This is a genomic window from Bradyrhizobium sp. USDA 241, from assembly GCF_049739505.1.
In the GTDB taxonomy this organism is placed as follows: domain Bacteria; phylum Pseudomonadota; class Alphaproteobacteria; order Rhizobiales; family Xanthobacteraceae; genus Bradyrhizobium; species Bradyrhizobium liaoningense.
This window is the reverse complement of sequence record NZ_JBMGPZ010000005.1, coordinates 238,548-262,285: the sequence shown is the minus strand read 5'-3', so window position 1 is coordinate 262,285 and position 23,738 is coordinate 238,548. Positions and strand designations below refer to the sequence as shown.

The window sequence follows — 23,738 nt, the reverse complement described above, 5'->3', positions numbered from 1 at the left end:
GTGACCCGCGGGGTGCGTTTTCGACTGTACGAGTACGCCACGGTTGATCTGGACGAATCAAGCCGGCCACACGCGCAATGGCGATGCTGTCGCGAAAACTAGGTGGTGTGGACACCTATCTCATCCATAAGACGATGAGATAGGTGTCCACACCACCTAGTGCTGGTAGGTGACATCCGGTACGTCTCGACGATAAAAGTTGGTGGCACATTGAGAGTTTGAGTCTCTCGCGAGCCAAGGTAGCCAACCCCAGTCTTTGAGGATGGGCTGGCTCCCGTCGCTTGCGATGCCACTGCACGGGGGGGCCTAAAGGCCAAGGAATGCACATACTCGAGCCGCATGTCGCATCGCTGCGGTCGCAAGCTCTTGTTGTGCTTGCAACCAATCAGGCTCGCGCGGCCGATCAGTCTCTAAGCTTAGTAGACCGCCAAGTCGCCACCCTTTATGCCGAGGAGGCTCAGGCAGTGTTAGGCATACTCGATAACTTGAAGCCCAACCTCGGCGCGGAGGAGGCACGGAAGATCACTGCGCGCATACGCGCGCTTCTAGAGTGGGAGTGAGCGGCAAGCCGGTTTGGGTAGGTGCCTGAGACGCCAACTATTCCTGGTAGTTGTGCGACTGATTGCCGAGACCGATATATAGACAGCCAGCTTCTTCCGCCGATAAGGCTGGCTGCGGTGAGGTTAGCGGCGCGTGGTAGGGACAGTGCTCGCCTGCAATCAGAGCTGGCCCCGCAAATTCGGACAGTAGCTTGAGTGGATTTTCTGCCTGACAGCGGCGAGGATTCTTGCTGCGAATCAGGAGCGAAGATGACGAAGAAGAGCCGCCGGACGCATTCTCCGGCATTCAAGGCGAAGGTTGCTTTGGCTGCGGTCAAAGGCGACAAGACACTGGCGGAGCTGGCGCAACTGTTTGATGTTCATCCGAACCAGATCACGATCTGGAAAAACCAGCTCCTGGAAGGCGCCGCCGGCGTGTTTGGGCATGACAAGACATCGGCCGAGACGCCGGTCGATTTGAAGGCGTTACATGCCAAGATCGGCGAGCTGGCGTTGGAAAACGATTTTTTGTCCGGCGCGCTCACCAAGGCGGGCCTGCTGAGCGCAAAGCGATGATCGACCGCGATCATGATCTTTCTATCGTGCGCCAGGCGAAGGTCCTGAAGCTGGCTCGCAGCACGGTCTACTATGAACCTCGGCCAGTTTCGGCCGAGGACCTTGCCTTGATGCGTCGGCTCGATGAGCTGCATCTCGATTATCCCTTCGCGGGAGCGCGTATGCTGCGATCGTTGCTGCGGCGGGAGGGCGTATACGCCGGTCGCCGCCACATCGCGACGCTGATGAAGCGCATGGGGATCGAGGCGGTCTATCGTCGCCCGAACACGAGCAAGCCGGCTCCGGGTCACAAGATCTACCCGTACCTGTTGCGCGGATTGAAGATCGAGCGGCCCGACCATGCGTGGGCAATGGACATCACCTACATTCCGATGCGGCGTGGCTTCGTCTATCTCGCGGCGGTCGTCGATGTGTTCAGCCGACGGGTCCTGGCCCATCGCGTCTCGATCACAATGGAGGCGGCCTTCTGCGTCGAAGCGGTCCAGGAGGCGTTGGCGAAGCACGGCAGGCCCGAGATTTTCAACACGGATCAGGGCAGCCAGTTCACCAGCCTCGAGTTCACCGATGTGCTGCTGGACGCGAAGATCGCCATCAGCATGGACGGCAAGGGCGCCTGGCGCGACAACGTGTTTGTCGAGCGGCTCTGGCGCACGGTCAAATACGAAGAAGTATATCTCCGCGCCTACGACAGCGTGTCCGAGGCGCGAGCGTCAATTGCCAAGTATCTGGCCTTCTACAATCAGGGACGCCCTCACTCGAGCCTTGACGGGCGCACGCCCGACGAGGCTTACTTCGGCACGCAAGCTATGGTGATGGCCGCATGACCGTCGCCGACGGTTTTGTCGTCGCTCTGGTCGGGCTACGCCCTCCCGACGCAACGACAAAACCGTAAAGCCCCGCGTTCAGCATAACCCGGCAGGAATCCACTTAAATCCAGCGGGGCGCTGTCCAAACAACCGGGGCCAGCTCTTTGCTGCGATCTGGCTCAACCTGCATATTCATTGTCACCATCATCAGTTGCGATAGCTCTCACGACCATCGACGCCTTTTGCTGTTTCGATCAGAAACTCAATTGCAAGCTTGGCGAAGCGGGCGGCTTTTGTTGCATCCAACTTGGAGACCACGTCCTCCGAAGTGTGAATGTATGGATTGGCCCCTTCGAGCGGAGCCTCGAACGGCCAGGCTGCGCGGATGCCATTTCTCATCCACGAGGCATGATCAGAGCATGCGTAGCAGCCCTTAGTTTCACCGTGCGTGATCGCATGAGCACCAGAATGGTTGTATTCCTTTAGGAGCTTAGTGAGAAAACCATTTAGTTCGGGGCTGGTGTAATCGTCCACCAGGTAGATGTCCCGGGGGCCCCGGTCGGCATTGAAGCCGATCATGTCAAACTGCAAGACCGCAATTACCTCTTGCCCTTCTTTGCTTTCGGCTGCGTATCTGGCCGCAATTTCTGCGGAACCTCGGAGCCCTACCTCTTCTGCCGAGTAGGCCATAAACGTAATGGTCCGCTGCGGTTTGAATCCCATTTCCATCAGCACACGAAGCGCCTCTGTGACGACCGCGACTCCGGATGCGTCGTCGTCAGCGCCAGGCGCGTTCTCTTTGGGGTTCTCTTTATTCTTCCGATTAATAGAGTCGATATGCGCGCCAATCACCACTACTTCCTCCGGCCGGGACGCGCCTCGGATTGTTCCGATAACCGAGTTCTGAACCCAGCCGTGCGAAAATAGCGCGACCGTGAAGTCTGGACGCTCCTGTCCCATGCTCTGCCATTCTCTACGAACAAACTCGGCCGCTTCTTGCCCTTTGGACGTTTCGAAGTGTCGCGTCCCGAAACCTTGGAGCATTGTGATCGTGCTGAGGATCTTATCGCCCTTAACCCGATCGAGGGCGCGGCTCACGGTACTCTGCTGATCAAGCGTCTCCGGAAGGGGAGCTAAGTAGCGAAATCCGGGCTTGTAAGCTGGGTTGTCCACCTCCTTGAGGGCTGCCTCGCGCGACGCGTGGACAGTGAAGCCGCCGCAGCGCGGGCATGCGCTGCGCATCCAATTAGAAAACCTGTCTAAGTCTTTCTCAGCGATGTCAGCAACGGACATGCCGTTGATCACTTGAAACGTGGGAGCAACGAGATCGTCCGCAACTGATTGGCGGCTCGCAAGAGACTGCTGCACGGCAGCTGCTACATTGTCGCCAGTGACAACCCAAAGCCTTGAGGATTGTGCATAAGTACAGGGACTGCCCACCAGCAACGTGGCTAAAGCAGTTAGAATTGTCTTTGAGAAACTCATTCTTTTCATGCCTACTCCTTTTCGCCGACGTGATGCAACCGCGCTACGCATGGTTACGGCAGCTGCCGGACAACCAGTCGTTCAGCGATGACCGCGGCCGGTCCGCTTGAAGTTGATGTCTCTTGCGAGAATTGCTGTGGTCGTGCGAACAGAGCAAGCGGCGTGCCAAATCGGAATTCCAACATTGCGCGTTCTCTTCGTAGCATCTGGGTGCGTCGTAGCTCGATATTGGGCTAACCTGACAATCGGCACGGCTAGTGACCGACATTCGTTGCAGCGTTAGCGACGAAATCGCGACTATTCAGAAACTGTGCAACCGGTGCCGCTGAGCGTACCGAATTGCAGGACCGGGAGCCGGTGGGGATCCGGCGTCATCCCCGCGGGTCACTTCAAATTCCTCCGGGTGTGGTCAGTCAAATTCCTCCACCCGCGAGGCAGGACAAGGGACTGTTAGTTTGAGTTTGTTTCCCGGGCAAGAGCTTCAGCGGCTTCTTTGAGCCGATAGCTGCGTCCGTCGAACTCAAGCAGATGGCAATGATGCATAAGGCGATCGAGGATCGTCGTGCTCATAGTGTTGTCCCCAAGGTATGCCCCCCAATCCTGCACGACGCGATTGGAGGTGACGATGACGCTGCGGCGCAGTTTGTAACGCTGATGGATCAGGGTCTGCAGCAAAGTGCCGGCGTCGTCGGGGATGGCGCGTGCGAGGAATAGATCGTCCAGCACGAGGAGATCGCAGTCGATGATGGTTCGCAGCCGGACCTCGCGTTGTGCCGGAGAGTTCAGGGCGTAGCGGTGGAAGAAGTCGTCGGTCTCAAGATACTGGACCTTGTGGCTTTGCAGGATCGCCTGATAGGCAATCGCCTTGGCGATGTGCGACTTCCCGGTGCCAGGTTTGCCAACAAGCAGAGCGTTCTCGCCAGCGGCAATGAACGCCAGGGTGTGGAGCTGGAAGCAGGTCTGACGTGGCAGTTTGGGATTGAAGGACCAGTCGAACTCGGCGAGCGTCAGCTTTTCGTCGAGCCCGGATTGCTGGTATCGCCGCTCGATAAGACGGGACTGACGACGGTCCAGTTCATCCTGCAGGATAAGGGAGAAGGTCTCGAGGAAGGGCTGGTTGGCGCCCTGCGCCTGGAGCACGCGCGTCTGCAGCGTGTCGCGGACACCCGACAGGCGCAGCTGTCGTAGGCAACGCTCAATTTCCGGCATGGTCATCATGTGGCTAGGTCTCCAGTTTAAGGTGAGAAGGTGCAGCGGGAGCGCTCGTGGCGCCGGAGTTGGCCGGGGTTGCGCAGGCGACACGAGCGCGGATTGCCGTGGCGTGATCGTCGTGAGCCTCGGCCTGCCGACCATTGTCGTCGGCGTCGCGCCGCACAGCGCGGCTGAAGAGGTCGCCGTATTCCGCGGGGGTACGGATCAGCGGATGATCCTGGGTGAGCGGCGATGCCGGCTGTGGCGTCACTCCAACCTGCTCGATCGCCTGTTCGAACAACCGCTCGACGGTCGCACGCACGTGCTTGTAGCGGTAGATGCGGTTGTCGATGGCGTGCGCGCAGGCCTGCTCGACCAGCCGCGCCGGATACTTCCGGCCCAGCCCGACAATGCCCCACATCGCGCGCTGTCCGGGGCGCCCTTCGGTGTCGAACACCTGCTGGCACAAGGCCCTGGTCTGCGGTCCGATGCGCTCGGCGCTCGCCAGCAGCACGGCGGTTTGCCGCGACGGGTTGAACGGCCGTTCGCTGGTCGGCAGGACGACAGAACCGGGGTGCGCCATCCGGGAATGAACACGCAGCAGCGCACGGGTGTGGCGATCACGGATCTCGATCGTGGTGGTGTAGATGCGCACGACGACCTGGCTGCCGATCGGCGCGGGCCGCGCGGCGTAATAGCTGTTGTCGACGCGTACGGTGGTGTCGTCGCAGACAGTCCGGACGACTTCGGTGAAGATGCGGAAGGGAGCGACAGGCAGCGGCCGCAGGTGCGGCTTCTCTTCCTGGAACATCGCCTCGACCTGACGGCGCGTGCTGCCGTGGATGCGTTTGGAAGCCCAGTTCTCCTCCCAGTGCCTCAAGAACTCGTTTTGCGCCTCCAGCGTCTCGAAGCGCCGTCCGGCCAGCGCAGTGCCCTGGGTATGTTGAATCGCATTCTCGACGCATCCTTTCCGATTTGGATCGGCCACGCGCGCGGGATCGGCGACCACGGCGTAATGAGCCAGCATCGCGCTGTAAATCGGGTTGAGCTGGGGCTCGTACAAATCCGGCTTGAGGACGCCTTCCTTCAGGTTGTCGAGCACGACATAGCTGGGGACCCCGCCAAAATACCGGAACGCCTCTTCGTGGAGCTGCGCCCAGACTTGTTGGCTGGACTTCCAGACTACCCGCCGGAAGCTGCGCCGCGAGTAGCGTAGCGTCATCACGAACAGGCGGGGACGACGGTACCGCCCGCTCTTCGGATCAACCGTCGGCGCGCCCTCGCCATAGTCGACCTGAGCTTCCTCGCCGGGGAGGAACTCAAGACGATCAAACTGCTCAGGATCAGCGTGCCGCAACCGGCGCACAAACCGCTTGACACTCTGGTAGCTGGACGGAAAGCCAAATTGATCAACCAGGTCCTGGTAAATCGCCTGCGCGTTCCGCTTCAGCCGGACCTGTTCTTCGATCCACGTCCGATGCGCTTCGCAAGCCGAACGGGCCAGGCTGCTGGTGACCGTCGCTTCCGATGTCCCAAAAGCCGGTGGTCGGGGTGGAGGAATTTGGCCGTCCGCGCTCACCGAGCCGGTGGTCACTTCCCCGGGGGAATTTGCCTCCGCACCGGCCCGCAGCGCCTGATAACGCCGGATCGTCTTGCGATCGACACCCGTCAGCCGGTGAATCTCGCGCTGGCTGGTGTTGCGATCAAGTAATGTAAGTACGGTGCTTTGCAGATGTCGCTTCAAGACGTTCAACTCCCCGGCCCCTTGCTGGCTAAAGGGGTCGAACATAAACGTCCTGCCTGACCGGCTACTGCTGTTCAGCGGCGCTGACGGCGATCATCAGGTGGGGGAGTTTCAAGTGACCATACCCGGGGGATTTTGACCGACCCACGGGGTCATCAAGTTCTGTCGAAATGGAGAACCAAGCTAGCCTTGGCGCCATTCTCAAGGTCCCGCAAGTAGGCAGCTTTGTGCTCGTGTTGGATCGTTCAGAACGAGCCGCGCTCACGGCGGGTTGCGCCAGCAGCAACTGAACGCCGGCGAGCGCTTTGTAATGGCCGGGCCGGCAGTTGTGGGAGGCCTTGTCCTGCTCAGCCGCACCGAATTGCTGCTACTAATTCAAACAGGACCGCTCGCATGAGAGCAGGCCTGATCAACAAATTACTCGAACTCGGACGGCCGATAGCGGTACGACGACCCCACCTCGTTTAGGTGGACGGGATGAGCGAGACTCGCGCGTGGATTTGACAACGCGAGGGACGCTCGTTCCATGCATCAAGACAGACATCAAGACGGGCATGATGCCGCCTCCTATCAGCGGATCGAGGTGATCACAGGGGAGAGGCGACGGCGCAGTTGGAGCGATGCGGAGAAGGCGCGGATCGTGGCCGAGAGTGCCGATCCGGAGACGAGCATTTCCGAGGTGGCTCGACGCAACGGGGTGAACCGGGGACTGCTCAGTGTGTGGCGGCGCCAGGCGCGGCTCGCGTCGAGCGAAGCGCCGCAGTTCGTGCAAGTCAGGCTCCAGGCCGCCGTCGAGGCGCAGCCGAACGCGATCGATAAGGCGCATGTTCTGACGGATCCGGCCGAGCGGATCGAGGTGATGATCGCGGGCGCGACGGTGCGCGTGCCCGTCGGCGTCGACGCCGCGACGCTGGAGCGCGTGCTGGCGGCGGTGAGCGGCGGAGATCGACGCGATGATCTCTTTCGGTCCAATGGTCCGTGTGTTCGTCGCGACGCAGCCGATTGACTTTCGTAAAGGCGTTCATGGCCTTGTCGCGCTGGTAGCGGAGGGATTAGGCGGCAAGCCCTACAGCGGTGACGTTTATGTCTTCCGATCGAAGCGATCGGATCGTTTGAAGCTACTGGTTTTTGACGGCTCGGGAATGGTTCTAGCGACGAAGTGGCTGGAGAATGGGGGCTTTGCCTGGCCACCTGTTCGCGAGGGTACGATGCCGGTGACGGGGGCGCAACTGGCGATGCTGATTGAAGGTCTTGCGGAGTGGTCGCGTGTGGTCCCGAAGGTGACGAAGCGGCCGACGAAGGTTGCCTGAAGCGTCTTGTTTTGCTGGCGATTGCGAGTGCGTTCGTGTAGCTCTGCGATATGGCGCTTCGCCCCGAAGATCTCCCCTCTGACCCTGCGGCTCTTGCCGAGATGGTGCTGGCTTTCGAAGGCGAGAACGATGATCTGCGCGCAGAGATCGCCACGTTGAAGAGCCTGATCTTCGGCGCACGATCGGAGCGCGCGGCGATCGTCTGCGCCGAACAGATCGCGTTTGATCTGGAACGGACCGCCGGCTCACAGCTCCCGGCCAATGACGACAAACCGGACGCGCCGCGGCCGGAGCGGCGCAAAGCGAAGCGCAACATCGGCGCGCTGCCGGCGCATCTGCCTCGGGTCGAGCGGGTGATCGAGCCGGCGTCCACGCTGTGCCCGTGCTGCACGGGTCAGATGCATCGGATCGGCGAGGAGAGCAGCGAAGCGCTCGATCGGGTTCCCGCGTGGCTGCGCGTGCTCCGCACGATCCGTCCAAAATACGCCTGCCGCTCCTGTGAGGGCCCGATTGTCCAGGCCCCGGCACCGGCGCGGCTCGTCGAGGGCGGCATGGCAACGACGGCGCTGATCGCGCATATCGCCGCGGCCAAATATGCCTGGCAATCGACGCTCTATCGCCAGACGCAGATCCTGGCGGGTCAGGGTGTCGTCGTCGACCGTCAGACGCTGGCGCGCTGGATGGGGAGCGCGGCGTGGCTGGTCAGGGGCCTCTACGATCTGCAACTGAAGACTATGCACGGCTTCGAGCGGCTGTTCTGCGACGAGACGCCGATGCCAGTGCTCGATCCGGGACGCGGCCGCACGAGGATCTGCCAGTTCTGGGCGCACGCGACGGACGATCGGGCGTGGAAGGGGCCGGCGCCGCCGGCGGTCGCCTACGTGTTCGCAGGTGGTCGCGGCAAAAAGGAGATCGTGGCGCAGTTAGCCGGCTTCGAAGGCGTGCTGCAAGTCGACGGCTATGCCGCCTACGCCTCGCGCGCTTGCTGATCCATTGCCCGAGCCGTTCGAACGACATGGCATAGTCCGCCATCGTCGTCTTGCGTGCTTTTCGCGTTCCCCGCCCTTGCTTCGGCTTCGTCATGCCACGGCCCGCTTTTCGGCTTCGCGTGCGGCCTTCCAGTTCCAGGCCAGAAGTTCGTGAAGCTGGTTGGTCTTCGTGGCGCCGCTCACCATGCGATCGAGAACGTCGACGAGATACGCCTCGGGGTCGAGGCCATTCAATTTCGCTGTGTTAAGAAGCGAAGCGAGTATCGCCCAGGTCTCGCCCCCGCCTTCGTCACCACTGAACAACGAGTTCTTTTTTCCGATCGCAATTGGCCTGATCGATCGTTCGACCGTGTTGGTGTCCGGCTCGAGCCGCCCGTCATCCAGGAACGTCGTCAGGCCCTGCCAGCGTTCGAGCATGTAGTCGATCGCCTTGATGAGCGTCGAGCGGCGGGAGATCCCGTCCTTCACCGCGATCAGACGGGCCCTCAACGCCTCCATCAGCGGCTTCGTCTCGGCCTGTCGCGTCGCGCGGCGTTCCCCAGCATCGAGACCGCGGATCCTCTCCTCGATCGCGTAGACGGCCGCAATGCGCTCGATGACCTCCGCGGCGAAGGGTGAGTTCGTCGTCTTGTGCACCCTCACGAAGTTGCGGCGCGCGTGAACGAGACAATACGCCAGCTGGATCTGGCCCGACATCATCGCATCGCCCGCCAGCGAGGCGTAGGCGGCATAGCCGTCGACTTGCAGCACGCCTTCGAAGCCGGCTAACTGCGCCACGATCTCCTTTTTGCCGCGACCACCTGCGAACACGTAGGCGACCGCCGGCGGCGCCGGCCCCTTCCACGCCCGATCGTCCGTCGCGTGCGCCCAGAACTGGCAGATCCTCGTGCGGCCGCGTCCCGGATCGAGCACTGGCATCGGCGTCTCGTCGCAGAACAGCCGCTCGAAGCCGTGCATAGTCTTCAGTTGCAGATCGTAGAGGAGAGCTGGCCCCGCAAATTCGGACAGTAGCTTGAGTGGATTTTCTGCCTGACAGCGGCGAGGATTCTTGCTGCGAATCAGGAGCGAAGATGACGAAGAAGAGCCGCCGGACGCATTCTCCGGCATTCAAGGCGAAGGTTGCTTTGGCTGCGGTCAAAGGCGACAAGACACTGGCGGAGCTGGCGCAACTGTTTGATGTTCATCCGAACCAGATCACGATCTGGAAAAACCAGCTCCTGGAAGGCGCCGCCGGCGTGTTTGGGCATGACAAGACATCGGCCGAGACGCCGGTCGATTTGAAGGCGTTACATGCCAAGATCGGCGAGCTGGCGTTGGAAAACGATTTTGTGTCCGGCGCGCTCACCAAGGCGGGCCTGCTGAGCGCAAAGCGATGATCGACCGCGATCATGATCTTTCTATCGTGCGCCAGGCGAAGGTCCTGAAGCTGGCTCGCAGCACGGTCTACTATGAACCTCGGCCAGTTTCGGCCGAGGACCTTGCCTTGATGCGTCGGCTCGATGAGCTGCATCTCGATTATCCCTTCGCGGGAGCGCGTATGCTGCGATCGTTGCTGCGGCGGGAGGGCGTATACGCCGGTCGCCGCCACATCGCGACGCTGATGAAGCGCATGGGGATCGAGGCGGTCTATCGTCGCCCGAACACGAGCAAGCCGGCTCCGGGTCACAAGATCTACCCGTACCTGTTGCGCGGATTGAAGATCGAGCGGCCCGACCATGCGTGGGCAATGGACATCACCTACATTCCGATGCGGCGTGGCTTCGTCTATCTCGCGGCGGTCGTCGATGTGTTCAGCCGACGGGTCCTGGCCCATCGCGTCTCGATCACAATGGAGGCGGCCTTCTGCGTCGAAGCGGTCCAGGAGGCGTTGGCGAAGCACGGCAGGCCCGAGATTTTCAACACGGATCAGGGCAGCCAGTTCACCAGCCTCGAGTTCACCGATGTGCTGCTGGACGCGAAGATCGCCATCAGCATGGACGGCAAGGGCGCCTGGCGCGACAACGTGTTTGTCGAGCGGCTCTGGCGCACGGTCAAATACGAAGAAGTATATCTCCGCGCCTACGACAGCGTGTCCGAGGCGCGAGCGTCAATTGCCAAGTATCTGGCCTTCTACAATCAGGGACGCCCTCACTCGAGCCTTGACGGGCGCACGCCCGACGAGGCTTACTTCGGCACGCAAGCTATGGTGATGGCCGCATGACCGTCGCCGACGGTTTTGTCGTCGCTCTGGTCGGGCTACGCCCTCCCGACGCAACGACAAAACCGTAAAGCCCCGCGTTCAGCATAACCCGGCAGGAATCCACTTAAATCCAGCGGGGCGCTGTCCAAACAACCGGGGCCAGCTCTGAGGCCCCTGACCAGCCACGCCGCGCTCCCCATCCAGCGCGCCAGCGTCTGACGGTCGACGACGACACCCTGACCCGCCAGGATCTGCGTCTGGCGATAGAGCGTCGATTGCCAGGCATATTTGGCCGCGGCGATATGCGCGATCAGCGCCGTCGTTGCCATGCCGCCCTCGACGAGCCGCGCCGGTGCCGGGGCCTGGACAATCGGGCCCTCACAGGAGCGGCAGGCGTATTTTGGACGGATCGTGCGGAGCACGCGCAGCCACGCGGGAACCCGATCGAGCGCTTCGCTGCTCTCCTCGCCGATCCGATGCATCTGACCCGTGCAGCACGGGCACAGCGTGGACGCCGGCTCGATCACCCGCTCGACCCGAGGCAGATGCGCCGGCAGCGCGCCGATGTTGCGCTTCGCTTTGCGCCGCTCCGGCCGCGGCGCGTCCGGTTTGTCGTCATTGGCCGGGAGCTGTGAGCCGGCGGTCCGTTCCAGATCAAACGCGATCTGTTCGGCGCAGACGATCGCCGCGCGCTCCGATCGTGCGCCGAAGATCAGGCTCTTCAACGTGGCGATCTCTGCGCGCAGATCATCGTTCTCGCCTTCGAAAGCCAGCACCATCTCGGCAAGAGCCGCAGGGTCAGAGGGGAGATCTTCGGGGCGAAGCGCCATATCGCAGAGCTACACGAACGCACTCGCAATCGCCAGCAAAACAAGACGCTTCAGGCAACCTTCGTCGGCCGCTTCGTCACCTTCGGGACCACACGCGACCACTCCGCAAGACCTTCAATCAGCATCGCCAGTTGCGCCCCCGTCACCGGCATCGTACCCTCGCGAACAGGTGGCCAGGCAAAGCCCCCATTCTCCAGCCACTTCGTCGCTAGAACCATTCCCGAGCCGTCAAAAACCAGTAGCTTCAAACGATCCGATCGCTTCGATCGGAAGACATAAACGTCACCGCTGTAGGGCTTGCCGCCTAATCCCTCCGCTACCAGCGCGACAAGGCCATGAACGCCTTTACGAAAGTCAATCGGCTGCGTCGCGACGAACACACGGACCATTGGACCGAAAGAGATCATCGCGTCGATCTCACCGCCGCCAGCACGCGCTCCAGCGTCGCGGCGTCGACGCCGACGGGCACGCGCACCGTCGCGCCCGCGATCATCACCTCGATCCGCTCGGCCGGATCCGTCAGAACATGCGCCTTATCGATCGCGTTCGGCTGCGCCTCGACGGCGGCCTGGAGCCTGACTTGCACGAACTGCGGCGCTTCGCTCGACGCGAGCCGCGCCTGGCGCCGCCACACACTGAGCAGTCCCCGGTTCACCCCGTTGCGTCGAGCCACCTCGGAAATGCTCGTCTCCGGATCGGCACTCTCGGCCACGATCCGCGCCTTCTCCGCATCGCTCCAACTGCGCCGTCGCCTCTCCCCTGTGATCACCTCGATCCGCTGATAGGAGGCGGCATCATGCCCGTCTTGATGTCTGTCTTGATGCATGGAACGAGCGTCCCTCGCGTTGTCAAATCCACGCGCGAGTCTCGCTCATCCCGTCCACCTAAACGAGGTGGGGTCGTCGTACCGCTATCGGACGGCCGCCAGCGTTGCCTTAGCGACGCGGATCATATTCTCACTGCGCCATATTCTGCGTGTGGCAGGGGCATCCACTCGAGACCTGGCGCCAGGGCCTCATTGTAAATGCGCGTACGTTCAATAGATGGTCCCCGCAGATCGGGCTGCCAGCGCTACATTCTCCAGACGCGCCGCTTGCGGGGAGGAGGATGAAAATTGCAATGCGGCGCTCCGAGGGCCTGGATCGCCGTTGTTGTCGAGGGGGACTCAATCAAGACGAAACTATTCCTTTCGGCCGCGGCCCCCGGGCCTGCAGAGCGATCGAGTGAATGTGTCGCTGATGTCGAATCCTCGTCGGGACTGCCCTTGTTCGGCCAAACCCGGGAGGCCGACCTGCGGTTAGCTGGCTTGTGTTGTGACGAAACCGCCACTCGCCCCCCGAGGCGAATGACGATCCAAAGAAGCTCGAAAAGGCGCGCCATGAGCGGGGATGAATGCGGGATGATTCCTTCGCTTGGGTTGCTGCTCGCAACGGCGCTACGCATTCCTACGCCGCTGCTGTGCGGGCGGTACCGTCACCCAGCCTGTGACCGTAAGGGTGCAAGCAGCGTCCCGCCTCAGTCATTGCATGCCGGTTGCGGCCCGGCTAAGCTCGTAGCGTGCCTATGTGCGTCGCAATTACATTCTCATGGCGTTCACCTTTAGGTTCTGCCGAACCGTGCGCGGGTGGCAACGCGCGCCGTCTGGCCACGCCGGCGCTCGGAAGCTGGATCGCCGCGGTGATCTTGGTGGCCCTCCCCCGCTCGCATTGTGAGCCGCCACTCCATGTCGTCCTCATGCCGCAGCCTTCATGACAGACTTGACTAACACGATTTGCTACACGCTGCTGCTGTTCGCGTGTGGCTGGCTGATCTGGACCGATCTCCGCCATGGCATCATCCCTGATTGGATCAACGGCTTGATCGCAGCGCTGGGACTTGCGAGGACGTTTGCGATGGAGGGGGCGATTGGTCCAGTGATCGCGGGCAGCCAAGGCTTGATAATCGCTGCCCTGCTCCTGCTGTTGAGAGAACTCTACTTCCGTTGGCGCAGCATACAAGGGCTCGGCCTTGGTGACGTCAAGTTCCTGGCCGCCGCTACGCTTTGGACTGGACTATTCGACTTCCCGATTCTGTTGCTTGTCGCAAGCGTCGCGGCGCTGTTCGTCGTGCTCTGCCTCCATGTTGTCGGGCAAGGCGCCACCGCACGAACGTCGATCCCGTTCGGACCATTTCTGGTCGTTGGCCTACTCGTCGTGCTTGCTGTGCAGACAAGCGCTGCAAGTATGTCTTTCCAGACCATCAATTTACTGGAGGGTTTGTGGGCGCCAGCCAGAATACTGCCGGACATTCACGGCGCCACAATAACGCGCCGTGCTGCCTCGCCTATGCAACCGCTCTGACGCAAGAGAGTTCACATAATGACGAAAATTGATGTCAACGGCGATTGCGGCATTCATTCGGATATGAAGGTGTTTTAGGGATCCGGAGCAACAACATGCTCACGACTAGCTCTTGGACCTTCACGAATTAGCGCGTTTACCAAAAATCCGATCGAGAACCTCATCACGCGCACAGGCGAGTCGAACTCGCTGGGCGCTCCGGCATTGAATCCATGCAGCGGAGAAGCGTGCAAAGGCAACGCGCAATTCATTGCGCGACTTCGTAGATTGATAGTAAGACGGAACACAGGCGTTGTCTGGAGGACCGGATGTTGGATCGGACCACTACTGCAGTTGTCGAGGTCCCAGCTCCTGTTCGGCGGTCGTCGAGTTCAAGGGTGATAGATGGCCTCTCCCTCACTTCCTTTTCCAGGCTGGGGCATAGACATGATCGCCTTCTTGGAGGGGTTTTCCAACATTACCTCGCGAGCTCGCACCTGGCGTAGCACCCAGCCATCATGCTGTTCGCCGACCCTCATCCGAACCGACAGCTTGCTGGACTGATCGATGAATATCCCGAAGCTCTCGAGGCCTCCCACAACGGTTCCAACCAGCGCGAGCGCCGGCTTCTCCGGTCTCTTGGAAGACAGCGGAGGCTCGGGCACAGCGGCAATGGGCGTCGACACGGGAACCAGCGCCCGTCGTGAGGGCGAGAAGATGGGACGATCGCGGGTAGCGGCTAGCCGGGTCAACGGAATCCCCCACAGGGGATTGGCACTGGATGCGGGCTCTTTCGGCGCCGACACCGAGTTGACGGTCAATGACGAGGGCTCAGGCTTGTCGATTCGCGCCCCACCCTCCCGCTGCCCTATCGAACGAGTGTCCGTCACTTCCTCGCTTTTCACAGCCGCTATGGCCGCGCAGACCGACAGGTTTGTTATGGCTAGTACGACGGCGGCCAAACGGATCATTGCGATAGGACGCATCATTTGCGTTCCTGCCATTGGCCCGACACCGTCAGCGAAACGCGCAGCTTTCCTGGCGGAGTGGTCGTGTCGGTCAAGAACGCCTCGACCAAGAGCTGCTCCACAAAGAGGAATGGAAGACCGGCTTCCAGATCATAGAGCAGTTGCTGTAAGGCTGGTTGTTCGATCTCGCAACTCGTCACTACACTAATGAAGCCTGCTTTCGAATGGTTACCCTGCAGTTCGACCTCGGTCGACAGAACGTCGCCCCCAGCTTTTGTGACGGCGCCGACCACCCTTTGCACCAGTGCAGCGCCTGCAATGGTCACAGTCTTTCCTTCGATAAAGGCCAAGCCTCCAGGCGCGGTCAGATTAGGCCCGCCGCGGCGATCAGGCCGAACCGCTCCTCCCTCGAACTGAGGCAATAGCTCTCCAGCCTCCTGGAGCTGGTCATATCGCGCAAGTAGATCGGTGATGGCGCTTGCGATTACCCAGAGGAAAGCGAGAACTACGATAGCATAGCCTGACGCGGCTGCGGCAGGTGATGACCGAAATGCCACCCGAAAAAGAGCGGATCCCATCAGGTGCTTCCCCTGAAATAGGCATTCACATGAACCTCTATGTGAAATCGCTCGCCGGGCTCGTTCGATGATCTGGTGGTCGGTGCGAAAAATGCGGCTCGGCTGAACTGCGGTGACTGCTCGATCAGCTGGATCAGCGTCGGCGCATCCTCAGTCAGACCAACCAGTTGCAGCCGATCGCCCTCGACACGTAGCTTGGTGACATAGGTACCATCGGGCAGGATGCTCGAAAGACGATCCAGAACCAATACCGTCGCTGGCGTAGTCTGCTTGCGCCGAGCGAGCAGCGCGTCGGCAGTTGATGCAGCGGAGTTCGGATCGCCCTCGACTGCTGCCTGCTGACGCGCGATCGTGCTGCGCAGTTCTTGCAATGCTCCGTCTGCTTTGGTGCTGAGCACCATGGTTGCTATGAGCACCAATGCAGTCGCAGTCCCAGCGCCGAGCAGAAAAAACTTCAGGAGTTTCGCGAGGTCTCGGCGACCGGAGATTGCCGAACGAAGACCTGCGCTGAAAAGCGTAATCGGATGCAGGGACAACTCGCTGTGTGTATGGATCGCGACTTTGGCAGCTCCGACATGATCCGCGAACTGGACCAGCGGCTCTACCCTGGCACGCGACACCGCCGCTAAAATAAGGCCGATGCGCTCCTTGGGTGCCGACTGAGGCTCACTAAAACCAAAAAGCGCCTTTTCGGCACTCCAGGGCGTTAGTCGATCGATCTGTGAACGGATCATTCCGTTTAGAAATGGTTCTGCCTGCTTTGGAAAGTCGAGCTGCCGAACAAGAACTTGGTTTGGGGCGAGGTAAATGTCCATTACGCACCCGCGCAGTACCCCAATCCAGTTGCTTGGCAGGGTATGGTCGCCGGCCAGCCGAACTTGGGCATACTCTGGCTGCAGCTTGCGTGTGGAGCGCTGCAGTAGCTGTAGCGTCAGCCCGTCCCCTCCGTCGTGGCAAGCGCTTACCCGCCGGCGCCGGTGGACACGGTTCGCGATCGCTTCAAGAGCGCTAGCCACCGCGGCACACCACGCGGTAAGCGCCATTTCGATGTCACTTGCCATCTTCATGCCCCACCCCGCGCGTTGTGTGTTTGCGCGCCCTCGTCCTCGTGCGACAGAACTCGATAAGGCAATTTCCCTTCGCCTAATTCAATTACAACCACCGACGACCGCCGCCGACCATCGGCTGGATGTAATGACACGCGCAACCTCCACGCGTTGCTCTTGCCAGCGATGACCCTGGCACTTGCGGGTACCTGCGCAATAGCAGCCGGGCCGGCGGATAACGCGTCTCGTGAGGCGAGGAAATCCTTCAGGATCAGCGGCGTCATTCCCGGAACTGAAGCGACCACCTCCGCCGGGGCGGCCAAGATGTCTATCCCAGGCGAGCCGCTGAAAACGGTGACAAACGGCATCACTCGGTCAAGCAGCCAGGACGGCGGCCCCAGCACTAGAGGTAGCTCGTCGACATGGACGAAGGGGGCCAGCCTCGGACCATATTTACGTCCCGCCGCTGCATAAAGCGCCTCTTCCGATCGCGCAGCCGCCTTATCCACCGGTTTGGTACGCCACGATACCACCCTATCGGCATGATCCTGCGCCGCTTCGGCGTCTGCGCCAAGGATATTGAAGAGATTGGCGATCATCTCCTTCGGCGCGGCATTGAGATCGACTCGGGCGGCCTCGGTTAGGAACGAGACCGCCACAACGTCACCGCCGATCCGGATGCTGAATCCACCGCGCCTGGGCCGCTCCTCATTTTTCGCCATGAGCAACTGATAAGCCGCTAGCTCAACGCCGGCAGCGACCAACGCTTCTGCTTGCAGGGCGTCATCATCAATCCGCAAGACTCGCGCCGAGTTCGAAAGGTAGTGTGAGAATACCACGATGAGCGCAGCCAAGGCTGCTAGAAACCACAGCACCGCCACCAGGATGAAGCCATCCCGAGGGCCAGCCTTGCGTGACGATTGTCCTTTCGATTGCAACATTAATCGCTCCGCGCGCCACCGAAAGCGGCCTTCGGGCCCTGCTGCGGCTCGTCCAGCCTCGAGCTAACGCAGTCCCTCTCGCCTTCAATACATCCCGCACCCGGAGCATCGACATGAATCCGGGCCACCCTCGACATTATGGCTAATCCGCCCCGACTACGATCGAGAATAGTCAAGCGAACGGCAGTAGGAAGCCGACCCGCCTCATGCCAGTCCGGCCACCAAGCGAGGCTCGCATCCGCATAGGCAAAGGACAGTCGGAAGGGAGGAGTAAGCAGCACCACTCGATCGACGAAATCCAGAGTTTCGGAAAGTGAAACTCCGACGGGCAGAGGTGTGAAAGGGGTTCGCGAGCGCACGAGCGCAACATCGGGTCCGTTGGCAGTTTCGCCAATCTGGACGATGTCAAGGCCAGGCCCGACATTCGGTCCAATCGCCTTGCGAACAAACGTCACCCCCAGCTCTCCCCCTTCAAACAGCGGCTGCGTCTCGTCGCGATTGGACGGGACAAACTCCGCTGCAGAAAGATCGTTGGCTATTCGGCGCAGCGCCAAACTGAGCATCTCCGCACGTTGAACACGACTGACCCCGCGATTCCACGCCGGAAACCATTGCGACGTCATCGTCGCGAGCACCGACATCACGAGCCCCGCGACAGCAAGCGCAGCCAGGGCCTCGATCAGGGTGAAACCGGCTCGCTCCTCACGATGTTCTGATGCCGCACACATCAGCCTGCAGTCCGCGCCAGTCGCACTGTGCGCACATCGACGACGGCGCCCGATGCCGAACGGACACGCAGCTCCACCATGCGAGGAATCCAGCCCGCCTGACCGGCGGCGACGTCCCAACCCGTCCCGATCGGCGCAACCAGAACAGTCCACTCGCCGGAGGCGGACGCACCGCGCAATGTACCGGGTAGCAACCGATCACGGCCTGGAATCGCGGTGACAAGAGCCGCGCTCGCCTCTTGGATGACTGCGACCCTCTCCTCGATCTTACGAACGGCACGCATATTGGTTGATACGACCGTGCCAATTAACCCAAGTGACAGGCTGAGCACCCCGAGCGCGACTAGCATCTCTATTAGAGTGAAGCCAGCGTCACTCTCTTCAGCCATTGATGAGGGAACGAGAGACAACCTCAATCCTCCCAGTCAGCCAGTCGATCCTGATCTCGAGACGCAGGTCAGCCCGCCAGAGTGCAATCGCACCACCGCAGGACAGGCCATCGGGAAAGAAACTGATCGTCGATAAGACCGGACGTTGGTTGCAGCTGCGTGGCAATATCGCCTCGAATTCGACGTCGTCCGGCACCTGGACAGCAGCGGAGCTGGCCCCCGAACGAATCGCCCGGCCTGGCGGATCAACCAGAGTATCCACCCTGACGCCACCGCCGACCGACATCGCCCGGTCAGCTTTCAGGATCGAGGCGGCCGCAAGAGCATAGGCCTGCAGCCCTGCCTTGGAGGTCTGCCGCGGCACGAACGGCAATAGCACGGCCGCGATCATTCCGGTGATTGCGAGCGTGCAAACCACCTCCAGCAATGTGAAGCCGCGTTGACCATCACTCATTGCGTGCACTCGTCTGCGCACCGAGCACAATGTCGGCAGCCGTACCGCTGCCTCCCTCCTGACCGTTGGCGCCATAGGATATGATCTCGTATGGGCCACGCTCGCCGGGGGTGCGATAAACATAAGGCGTATTCCAGGGATCGGCGGGGATCGCGCCGCCTCTCAGGTACGGGCCGTTCCAGGCCGGAATGCCGGCGGGCCGGCTCGCCAAGGCTCGTAACCCTTCTGATGCCGTGGGATAACGACCCGCGTCCAGATAAAAGAGGTCCAGTGCGCTCGCGAAGCTCTGCAACTGGATCTTGGCTGCCTTGACCTTGGACTCCACGAGATAATTGAGGACCCTTGGCCCGATCAGCCCCATGATCAGGCCTATGATGGTGATCACAACCAGCATCTCGGCCAATGTAAATCCGCGCTCGCCTTCGGGGGCCTCCACTGGAATACGCCATATAAGTCCCGATTGGTATGCACGACGTTCCGCGACCGGCTGGCATTCTGTTGTCATGCTGATCTCCTCTGCGCTTCGTCAGTCGACGAGCTGCGTGACGGAAAGCAGCGCCGTCATGACCGAAACGATCAGGCCTCCGACGACAATACTGATTGTCAGTATTGCGGCTGGCCCGACCATTCCCAAGACACGATCAAGGCTGCGCTGGAGTTTCGCTTCATAAAATTCCGCGATGCGGCCGGCCAGCACCGGCAATTCGCCGGTCTCCTCGCCCAGCCGTAGCATGCGAACCGCCATGGGCGGGAGCACGTTGGACTCTGCCAGCGCTTGCGACAGCTTGCCGCCGTACCGAACGCGATCAGCCGCTTCGATCCACGGGGCAGGAGACGAGGTCACGGACATCACGTCGACGAGAATGCGCTGCGTTGCGGTGAGATTAACGCCACACCCCAACAACAGTCCCAAGTTCCGACAGAACAGGCTCGTGCGGTGGAAGACGAAGATTCTGCCAATTCCAGGCAGCGTTGCAAGCGCAGCGACGATCGAAGCACGCACCTTGGTCTGCCGCATGAGCCACCAGCCCCCGGCCAGGACGAACGCGCCTGAGATCAGCAGCAAAGCGCGGTTAGCTCGCATCAGATCAGAGGCTTCCATGAAAAAGCCAAGTGCCGGGTCAGCGCGGCCGCCGAAATCGCGCAGCACTGAGGAAAATTGCGGCAACACAGCCAGAATGAAGAACAGCATAACGCAGCCCGCTGCAAGCAAAACGAAGATCGGATAATGCATGGCATCACTGAGCTTCCGCCGAGTTGCCTCGGTCCGATCACGCTCCGCGGCCAGAACCTCAAGGACTTGGCTGAGCGTACCAGAGGCTTCACCAACCTTCATGAGTGCGCCATACATTGACGGAAACAGATCAGGTTGCGCGGAAACTGCATCGGTAAAGCTTTCGCCGCCAAGCACGGCCAACCTCAATCGTCTAATCACCGGCCGCAGCCGGCCAACATCGCGATCGCCTGACAGCAGATCAAGAGCGTCATCAAGGCGCGCTCCTGCCTTCAGAAGCAGCGCAAGGTCGCGCGTGAAACTCGTGACCTCCGCGTATGAAGGGCGGTTAGGCCAGAATCCGCGGCGAAATACCGACGCGGAACGGGCCTCCTCCACGGCTTCAATCGGTAGCAGATGCAGAGATGAAATCCGGCGCTCGGCCTCTGCTTGCGTCGATGCGACCAACGAGCCGGCAACGATCTCTCCGAACTGGGTCAACGCTCGATAGCGGAAACTTGGCATAATCCTGATTCAGCGTTCAGCAACAACACGAAGAATTTCAGCCGGCGCTGTGATTGCAGCTCGGCATTTAGCAATCCCATCGTCCAGCATCGTCGTCATCCCCCCGCCGATCGCCGCGTGGTCGATTGCCAGCCCATCGGCATTATCGGCGATCAGCTCACGCAAACTGCTGCTGAGTTCGAGGAGTTCAAATACTCCGATCCGACCGCGATAACCGCTGTGGCTGCAGCGTGCGCAGCCCCGCGGCTGCCACATGATTTCCCCTGCAGATAGTCCGAGGCGGCTCACTCCGGTGTCCTGGCTCTGTTCATCCTCGCCGAACGGTGTCGGCGCCTTGCAGTGCTCGCAGAGTTGTCGCACCAGCCGCTGTGCGATGACGCCACGCAAAGTCGATCGCAAAAGATAGCCTTCCACACCGAGATCAAGGAGTCGCGGCACGGCCGCCACGGCCGTTTCGGCGTGCAGCGTCGTGAGCACAAGATGTCCCGTGAGCGCGGCATGGACGGCAACATTCGCCGTTTCCGGATCCCGGACTTCACCGACCATGATCACGTCGGGATCCTGACGAAGGAAGGAGCGGAGTGCACTCGCGAAAGTAAGCCCGATGGCAGGCTTGATTTGCGACTGATTGATTCCGGGGATGTCGTATTCCACGGGGTCCTCGACCGTCAGGATTTTCCGTTCTGGCACATTGAGCATGGACATTATGGTTGCGAGAGTTGTCGTTTTGCCGCTGCCAGTCGGCCCTGTGACCACAATCATGCCGTGCGGAGCCGTGATCAGCCTGCGCAGAACAGCCTCATCGCGCTCGGAAAGGCCGAGACGGTCTACTGCAAGCTGGGAGCGGTCCTTCGGCAGAAGGCGCAGAACCGCGGACTCGCCATACTGCGTCGGCATGATAGCAACACGCACGTCGATCTCGCGACCGACCCGAATTCGCGCAGCTCCATCTTGCGGCAGACGTCGCTCCGCGATGTTCAATCCAGCAATGATCTTGATGCGAGAGATGACTGCCTGGGGCAGCACACCCGCTGGCGGCTGAATGGCACGAAGCAGCCCATCGATTCGCAGCCGAACCGTAAGGCCCGTTGAGAACGGCTCGACATGAATGTCACTAGCGCGCATTTCGAGGGCTTTTTCGATCAGATCATTGACCGCGCGCACGACGGGCGCGCCGCTTGCTAGGTCGCGCAGACTTTCGATGTCGTCATCGCGTAGCTGCTGAACGGCGGACTGCCCCCTCTCTTCCGCAGCCCCGAGCTTCTGATCGAGAAGGATAGTAATGTCCTCTATCGAAGCTACCTTAAATGAGGTCGGCACCCCGAACACCAGCTCCGCGGCTCTACGCGAGGGCTGGTCGGTGGGATCCGCCATGGCAAAGACGGGTGTGCCGTCCGAAAGGCGGTGAGGAAACGCGACCACTTCGCGAAGAAAGGCTGGCGAAAACTGGTCGATTGCAGGAGCGGCCGCCATCATTTCCCGCAGCGCAATACGCTCGAGACCAGAAAAGCGGGCGGCTTCGTCGGCAAATGACTCTGCCGACAAGTCAAACATCTCCCAAGTTCTCGTCGGCCGATCACCGGGTTGCGCGTCGCCCTCCAGGTGTGCCGGACACATCCGCCGGAGATGCTCGATGAATTGCGTTGACGATGTGCCGCACATAACATGATCCGCTCGCGCCCAGGGGTCGGCATCGGACCCGACTCGACTCGTCAAACACCTCTGGCAAGTCACATGCCAAATTGTGAGAGACGCCGACATCGGCTCGCAGTGTTGTTTAGGCAGATCGTCCGCCGGGGAGCCGCGCGCTTCGTCGGCTCGAATGCGCTAGTGTTCGACTCCGAACAAGGAGGGGAACGAAGCCTACAATCCGCCAGCTCCGTCGCGAACGCGACATATCAGATAGGCGCCATGTCGCCCCTGCAGATTGGTACAGTCCTTGCTGAAGACTTAAAGCTGGAGCGGCCCTGAGACGCTGACCGGTTGGCCAATTTGACTTAGGCCGCTCCGCCGAAAGCTACAGAGGGGAGAATGACCCAGAGCACGAGACGAAAGATTGATGCGGCACTGAATACGAACATCGCGCTGATGGGGCTGCAGAGGCATGCGACAGAGGGCAATCTGACGCAGCGCTATCAGCTGCACCCGGGGTAACGAAAGCAGCAACTTCTGGAGCCGGTGGCCCGCACATTCGACAGCGGCAGCGCCAAGTACGGCGCAGCAATCATGGAAAGCCGCCCGTCGCAGGCACTGCCAGTTGCTCCGTCTTGTCCGCTCAAGCGCCTATGGGCGGCCACCCGCCGCTAACCAGGCGAGGATCCGGCGCTGATGCGGCGGATCGATGAACGTTCACGAGTTGCCACGATTACTCCTGCACGACGTCCGTGGCGCTGGCGCTGAGCCTTGAACGATCCCGGTGACCGCGGCCGGCGAGTGAGGCGCGTGGTCAAACCAGCCCAAACATGAAACGCTATCCGCACGAGGCCCGTCGTTTGAAGAGACGTTGAGCTTCACCAACCCGCCGGTGGCGAGCGCCAACGACACTCTTCCTATAGCGGCACCTGGATACGTGGGCCTATGACGCTTGGCCACTCAAACGGTACGAGATAATGACTGCGACGAACTACACCGCAAACTGGGCACTCGCCGCAACGTTGAGCTCTTCTTGCCATTGCGCCTCTTCAGGGTCGCGATCCGGCTCTTCAGTAGCGTCGATGTGGGCGGAGCGACTTCAAGCGCATCAAATACTGCAACGGGCAAACAAGTCATCCATTCCACCGCACTTCGAAGAAGATGTGGGCGGGCAACCGATAACAGGATGAGTCGGCTGGACATAAGCGATCGAACTCGTGCTTCGGCAAGATAAACTTGGTGGCCAGATCACCGTCCTCCGCGGAATGGGCTTCAACTTCAAACGATTGGCTATCGA

23 protein-coding genes are annotated in these 23,738 nt (G+C 60.9%); 6 read left to right on the top strand and 17 right to left on the bottom strand.

Annotated features, from left to right (window positions below; translation table 11 throughout):
- The first annotated feature begins 809 nt into the window (after nucleotides 1–809).
- A protein-coding gene (locus tag ABIF91_RS22950) for an IS3-like element ISRj2 family transposase (RefSeq protein WP_129557670.1) occupies nucleotides 810–1,939 on the top strand; the annotation gives its coding sequence in 2 pieces (ribosomal slippage) (nucleotides 810–1,062 and nucleotides 1,062–1,939; 1,131 coding nt in all).
- Nucleotides 1,940–2,128: 189 nt separating this feature from the next.
- Here ABIF91_RS22950 and ABIF91_RS22945 read toward each other — a convergent pair.
- The 3 genes from ABIF91_RS22945 to istA form a co-directional block, all read right to left on the bottom strand.
- Nucleotides 2,129–3,406 carry a M20/M25/M40 family metallo-hydrolase gene (locus ABIF91_RS22945; RefSeq protein WP_424579412.1) on the bottom strand — a complete coding sequence of 426 codons (1,278 nt, stop codon included), beginning with the start codon at nucleotides 3,404–3,406 and terminating at the stop codon, nucleotides 2,129–2,131.
- A gap of 450 nt (nucleotides 3,407–3,856) precedes the next feature.
- The gene (gene istB / locus ABIF91_RS22940) at nucleotides 3,857–4,624 is read right to left on the bottom strand and encodes an IS21-like element IS1631 family helper ATPase IstB (RefSeq protein WP_038952109.1); all 768 of its coding nucleotides are present in this window, start codon (nucleotides 4,622–4,624) and stop codon (nucleotides 3,857–3,859) included.
- Nucleotides 4,625–4,628: 4 nt separating this feature from the next.
- Nucleotides 4,629–6,386: an IS21-like element IS1631 family transposase gene (istA, locus tag ABIF91_RS22935; RefSeq protein WP_100214066.1), complete on the bottom strand. Its 1,758-nt coding sequence runs from the start codon at nucleotides 6,384–6,386 to the stop codon at nucleotides 4,629–4,631.
- A 481-nt stretch (nucleotides 6,387–6,867) separates the two neighbouring features.
- On the opposite strand from istA, the gene tnpA (ABIF91_RS22930) reads away from it, so the two are divergent.
- From tnpA (ABIF91_RS22930) to tnpC (ABIF91_RS22920), 3 genes are read left to right on the top strand one after another with little or no spacing between them, the layout of a single operon-like run.
- Entirely contained in the window at nucleotides 6,868–7,347 is a 480-nt protein-coding gene (tnpA, locus tag ABIF91_RS22930; protein WP_424579411.1) for an IS66-like element accessory protein TnpA, read from the top strand.
- On the top strand, nucleotides 7,295–7,651 hold the full coding sequence (gene tnpB, locus ABIF91_RS22925; protein ID WP_018273742.1) for an IS66 family insertion sequence element accessory protein TnpB: 357 nt from the start codon (nucleotides 7,295–7,297) through the stop codon (nucleotides 7,649–7,651). The genes tnpA (ABIF91_RS22930) and tnpB (ABIF91_RS22925) overlap by 53 nt, the downstream gene beginning before the upstream one ends.
- A 50-nt stretch (nucleotides 7,652–7,701) precedes the next feature.
- The gene (gene tnpC, locus ABIF91_RS22920; protein WP_424579410.1) at nucleotides 7,702–8,640 is read left to right on the top strand and encodes an IS66 family transposase; all 939 of its coding nucleotides are present in this window, start codon (nucleotides 7,702–7,704) and stop codon (nucleotides 8,638–8,640) included.
- 90 nt (nucleotides 8,641–8,730) lie between these two features.
- On the opposite strand, the gene tnpC (ABIF91_RS22915) is transcribed toward tnpC (ABIF91_RS22920), so the two are convergent.
- The gene (gene tnpC / locus ABIF91_RS22915; RefSeq protein WP_424579409.1) at nucleotides 8,731–9,747 is read right to left on the bottom strand and encodes an IS66 family transposase; all 1,017 of its coding nucleotides are present in this window, start codon (nucleotides 9,745–9,747) and stop codon (nucleotides 8,731–8,733) included.
- On the opposite strand from tnpC (ABIF91_RS22915), the gene ABIF91_RS22910 reads away from it, so the two are divergent.
- Nucleotides 9,711–10,840, top strand: a protein-coding gene (locus ABIF91_RS22910; RefSeq protein WP_424578686.1) for an IS3-like element ISRj2 family transposase whose coding sequence is annotated in 2 segments (ribosomal slippage) — nucleotides 9,711–9,969 and nucleotides 9,969–10,840 — 1,131 coding nt in all. Because the reading frame shifts where the segments join, the coding sequence is not laid out codon by codon here. The genes tnpC (ABIF91_RS22915) and ABIF91_RS22910 overlap by 37 nt on opposite strands.
- A 35-nt stretch (nucleotides 10,841–10,875) precedes the next feature.
- Here the strand turns inward: ABIF91_RS22910 and ABIF91_RS22905 are convergent.
- The 3 genes from ABIF91_RS22905 to tnpA (ABIF91_RS22895) are packed head-to-tail and all read right to left on the bottom strand — an operon-like array spanning nucleotide 10,876 to nucleotide 12,475.
- A complete protein-coding gene (locus ABIF91_RS22905; RefSeq protein ID WP_424579408.1) occupies nucleotides 10,876–11,649 on the bottom strand; it encodes an IS66 family transposase zinc-finger binding domain-containing protein in 774 nt (257 codons plus the stop codon).
- Between the two features lie 50 nt (nucleotides 11,650–11,699).
- Nucleotides 11,700–12,056, bottom strand: a complete 357-nt coding sequence (gene tnpB / locus ABIF91_RS22900) for an IS66 family insertion sequence element accessory protein TnpB (protein ID WP_018273742.1) — start codon at nucleotides 12,054–12,056, stop codon at nucleotides 11,700–11,702.
- Nucleotides 12,053–12,475 (bottom strand): IS66-like element accessory protein TnpA, encoded by a 423-nt coding sequence (gene tnpA / locus ABIF91_RS22895; RefSeq protein ID WP_424578819.1) that lies wholly within the window; start codon nucleotides 12,473–12,475, stop codon nucleotides 12,053–12,055. The genes tnpB (ABIF91_RS22900) and tnpA (ABIF91_RS22895) overlap by 4 nt, the downstream gene beginning before the upstream one ends.
- Nucleotides 12,476–13,406: 931 nt before the next feature.
- Here tnpA (ABIF91_RS22895) and ABIF91_RS22890 point away from each other — a divergent pair.
- A complete protein-coding gene (locus tag ABIF91_RS22890; protein ID WP_424579407.1) occupies nucleotides 13,407–13,988 on the top strand; it encodes a prepilin peptidase in 582 nt (193 codons plus the stop codon).
- 371 nt (nucleotides 13,989–14,359) lie between these two features.
- Here ABIF91_RS22890 and ABIF91_RS22885 read toward each other — a convergent pair whose 3' ends face one another.
- The 10 genes from ABIF91_RS22885 to ABIF91_RS22840 are packed head-to-tail and all read right to left on the bottom strand — an operon-like array spanning nucleotide 14,360 to nucleotide 22,471.
- Entirely contained in the window at nucleotides 14,360–14,956 is a 597-nt protein-coding gene (locus ABIF91_RS22885) for a hypothetical protein (protein ID WP_050995268.1), read from the bottom strand.
- A complete protein-coding gene (gene gspM, locus ABIF91_RS22880; RefSeq protein WP_028180910.1) occupies nucleotides 14,953–15,513 on the bottom strand; it encodes a type II secretion system protein GspM in 561 nt (186 codons plus the stop codon). Before gspM ends, ABIF91_RS22885 begins: the two co-directional genes overlap by 4 nt.
- Nucleotides 15,513–16,574, bottom strand: coding sequence for a PilN domain-containing protein (locus ABIF91_RS22875; protein WP_424579406.1), 1,062 nt, complete (start codon nucleotides 16,572–16,574; stop codon nucleotides 15,513–15,515). Before ABIF91_RS22875 ends, gspM begins: the two co-directional genes overlap by 1 nt.
- A gap of 2 nt (nucleotides 16,575–16,576) precedes the next feature.
- Nucleotides 16,577–17,500: a general secretion pathway protein GspK gene (locus ABIF91_RS22870; protein ID WP_028180912.1), complete on the bottom strand. Its 924-nt coding sequence runs from the start codon at nucleotides 17,498–17,500 to the stop codon at nucleotides 16,577–16,579.
- Nucleotides 17,500–18,228, bottom strand: coding sequence for a PulJ/GspJ family protein (locus tag ABIF91_RS22865; protein WP_050995267.1), 729 nt, complete (start codon nucleotides 18,226–18,228; stop codon nucleotides 17,500–17,502). Before ABIF91_RS22865 ends, ABIF91_RS22870 begins: the two co-directional genes overlap by 1 nt.
- On the bottom strand, nucleotides 18,228–18,617 hold the full coding sequence (locus tag ABIF91_RS22860; RefSeq protein WP_050995266.1) for a prepilin-type N-terminal cleavage/methylation domain-containing protein: 390 nt from the start codon (nucleotides 18,615–18,617) through the stop codon (nucleotides 18,228–18,230). Before ABIF91_RS22860 ends, ABIF91_RS22865 begins: the two co-directional genes overlap by 1 nt.
- Nucleotides 18,610–19,071: a prepilin-type N-terminal cleavage/methylation domain-containing protein gene (locus ABIF91_RS22855; protein ID WP_028180914.1), complete on the bottom strand. Its 462-nt coding sequence runs from the start codon at nucleotides 19,069–19,071 to the stop codon at nucleotides 18,610–18,612. Before ABIF91_RS22855 ends, ABIF91_RS22860 begins: the two co-directional genes overlap by 8 nt.
- The gene (gspG, locus tag ABIF91_RS22850; protein ID WP_080659998.1) at nucleotides 19,064–19,576 is read right to left on the bottom strand and encodes a type II secretion system major pseudopilin GspG; all 513 of its coding nucleotides are present in this window, start codon (nucleotides 19,574–19,576) and stop codon (nucleotides 19,064–19,066) included. The genes ABIF91_RS22855 and gspG overlap by 8 nt, the downstream gene beginning before the upstream one ends.
- A 21-nt stretch (nucleotides 19,577–19,597) precedes the next feature.
- A complete protein-coding gene (locus ABIF91_RS22845) occupies nucleotides 19,598–20,809 on the bottom strand; it encodes a type II secretion system F family protein (RefSeq protein WP_028180916.1) in 1,212 nt (403 codons plus the stop codon).
- 9 nt (nucleotides 20,810–20,818) lie between these two features.
- Entirely contained in the window at nucleotides 20,819–22,471 is a 1,653-nt protein-coding gene (locus tag ABIF91_RS22840; protein WP_028180917.1) for a GspE/PulE family protein, read from the bottom strand.
- Nucleotides 22,472–23,738 lie beyond the last annotated feature (1,267 nt).

What these genes read in the sequence shown, in the direction of transcription:
- tnpA (WP_424579411.1), top strand. Translation starts at nt 6,868, where the DNA reads ATGCATCAAGACAGACATCAAGACGGGCATGATGCCGCCTCCTATCAG.
- tnpC (WP_424579410.1), top strand. Translation starts at nt 7,702, where the DNA reads ATGGCGCTTCGCCCCGAAGATCTCCCCTCTGACCCTGCGGCTCTTGCC.
- ABIF91_RS22875 (WP_424579406.1), bottom strand. Translation starts at nt 16,574, where the DNA reads ATGGCAAGTGACATCGAAATGGCGCTTACCGCGTGGTGTGCCGCGGTG.
- ABIF91_RS22855 (WP_028180914.1), bottom strand. Translation starts at nt 19,071, where the DNA reads ATGAGTGATGGTCAACGCGGCTTCACATTGCTGGAGGTGGTTTGCACG.
- istA (WP_100214066.1), bottom strand. Translation starts at nt 6,386, where the DNA reads ATGTTCGACCCCTTTAGCCAGCAAGGGGCCGGGGAGTTGAACGTCTTG.
- gspG (WP_080659998.1), bottom strand. Translation starts at nt 19,576, where the DNA reads ATGACAACAGAATGCCAGCCGGTCGCGGAACGTCGTGCATACCAATCG.
- ABIF91_RS22945 (WP_424579412.1), bottom strand. Translation starts at nt 3,406, where the DNA reads ATGAGTTTCTCAAAGACAATTCTAACTGCTTTAGCCACGTTGCTGGTG.
- ABIF91_RS22870 (WP_028180912.1), bottom strand. Translation starts at nt 17,500, where the DNA reads ATGTTGCAATCGAAAGGACAATCGTCACGCAAGGCTGGCCCTCGGGAT.
- ABIF91_RS22845 (WP_028180916.1), bottom strand. Translation starts at nt 20,809, where the DNA reads ATGCCAAGTTTCCGCTATCGAGCGTTGACCCAGTTCGGAGAGATCGTT.
- ABIF91_RS22905 (WP_424579408.1), bottom strand. Translation starts at nt 11,649, where the DNA reads ATGGCGCTTCGCCCCGAAGATCTCCCCTCTGACCCTGCGGCTCTTGCC.
- gspM (WP_028180910.1), bottom strand. Translation starts at nt 15,513, where the DNA reads ATGGGATCCGCTCTTTTTCGGGTGGCATTTCGGTCATCACCTGCCGCA.
- ABIF91_RS22865 (WP_050995267.1), bottom strand. Translation starts at nt 18,228, where the DNA reads ATGTGTGCGGCATCAGAACATCGTGAGGAGCGAGCCGGTTTCACCCTG.
- ABIF91_RS22840 (WP_028180917.1), bottom strand. Translation starts at nt 22,471, where the DNA reads ATGTGCGGCACATCGTCAACGCAATTCATCGAGCATCTCCGGCGGATG.
- istB (WP_038952109.1), bottom strand. Translation starts at nt 4,624, where the DNA reads ATGATGACCATGCCGGAAATTGAGCGTTGCCTACGACAGCTGCGCCTG.
- tnpB (WP_018273742.1), bottom strand. Translation starts at nt 12,056, where the DNA reads ATGATCTCTTTCGGTCCAATGGTCCGTGTGTTCGTCGCGACGCAGCCG.
- tnpB (WP_018273742.1), top strand. Translation starts at nt 7,295, where the DNA reads ATGATCTCTTTCGGTCCAATGGTCCGTGTGTTCGTCGCGACGCAGCCG.
- tnpA (WP_424578819.1), bottom strand. Translation starts at nt 12,475, where the DNA reads ATGCATCAAGACAGACATCAAGACGGGCATGATGCCGCCTCCTATCAG.
- tnpC (WP_424579409.1), bottom strand. Translation starts at nt 9,747, where the DNA reads ATGCCGGAGAATGCGTCCGGCGGCTCTTCTTCGTCATCTTCGCTCCTG.
- ABIF91_RS22885 (WP_050995268.1), bottom strand. Translation starts at nt 14,956, where the DNA reads ATGATGCGTCCTATCGCAATGATCCGTTTGGCCGCCGTCGTACTAGCC.
- ABIF91_RS22860 (WP_050995266.1), bottom strand. Translation starts at nt 18,617, where the DNA reads ATGGCTGAAGAGAGTGACGCTGGCTTCACTCTAATAGAGATGCTAGTC.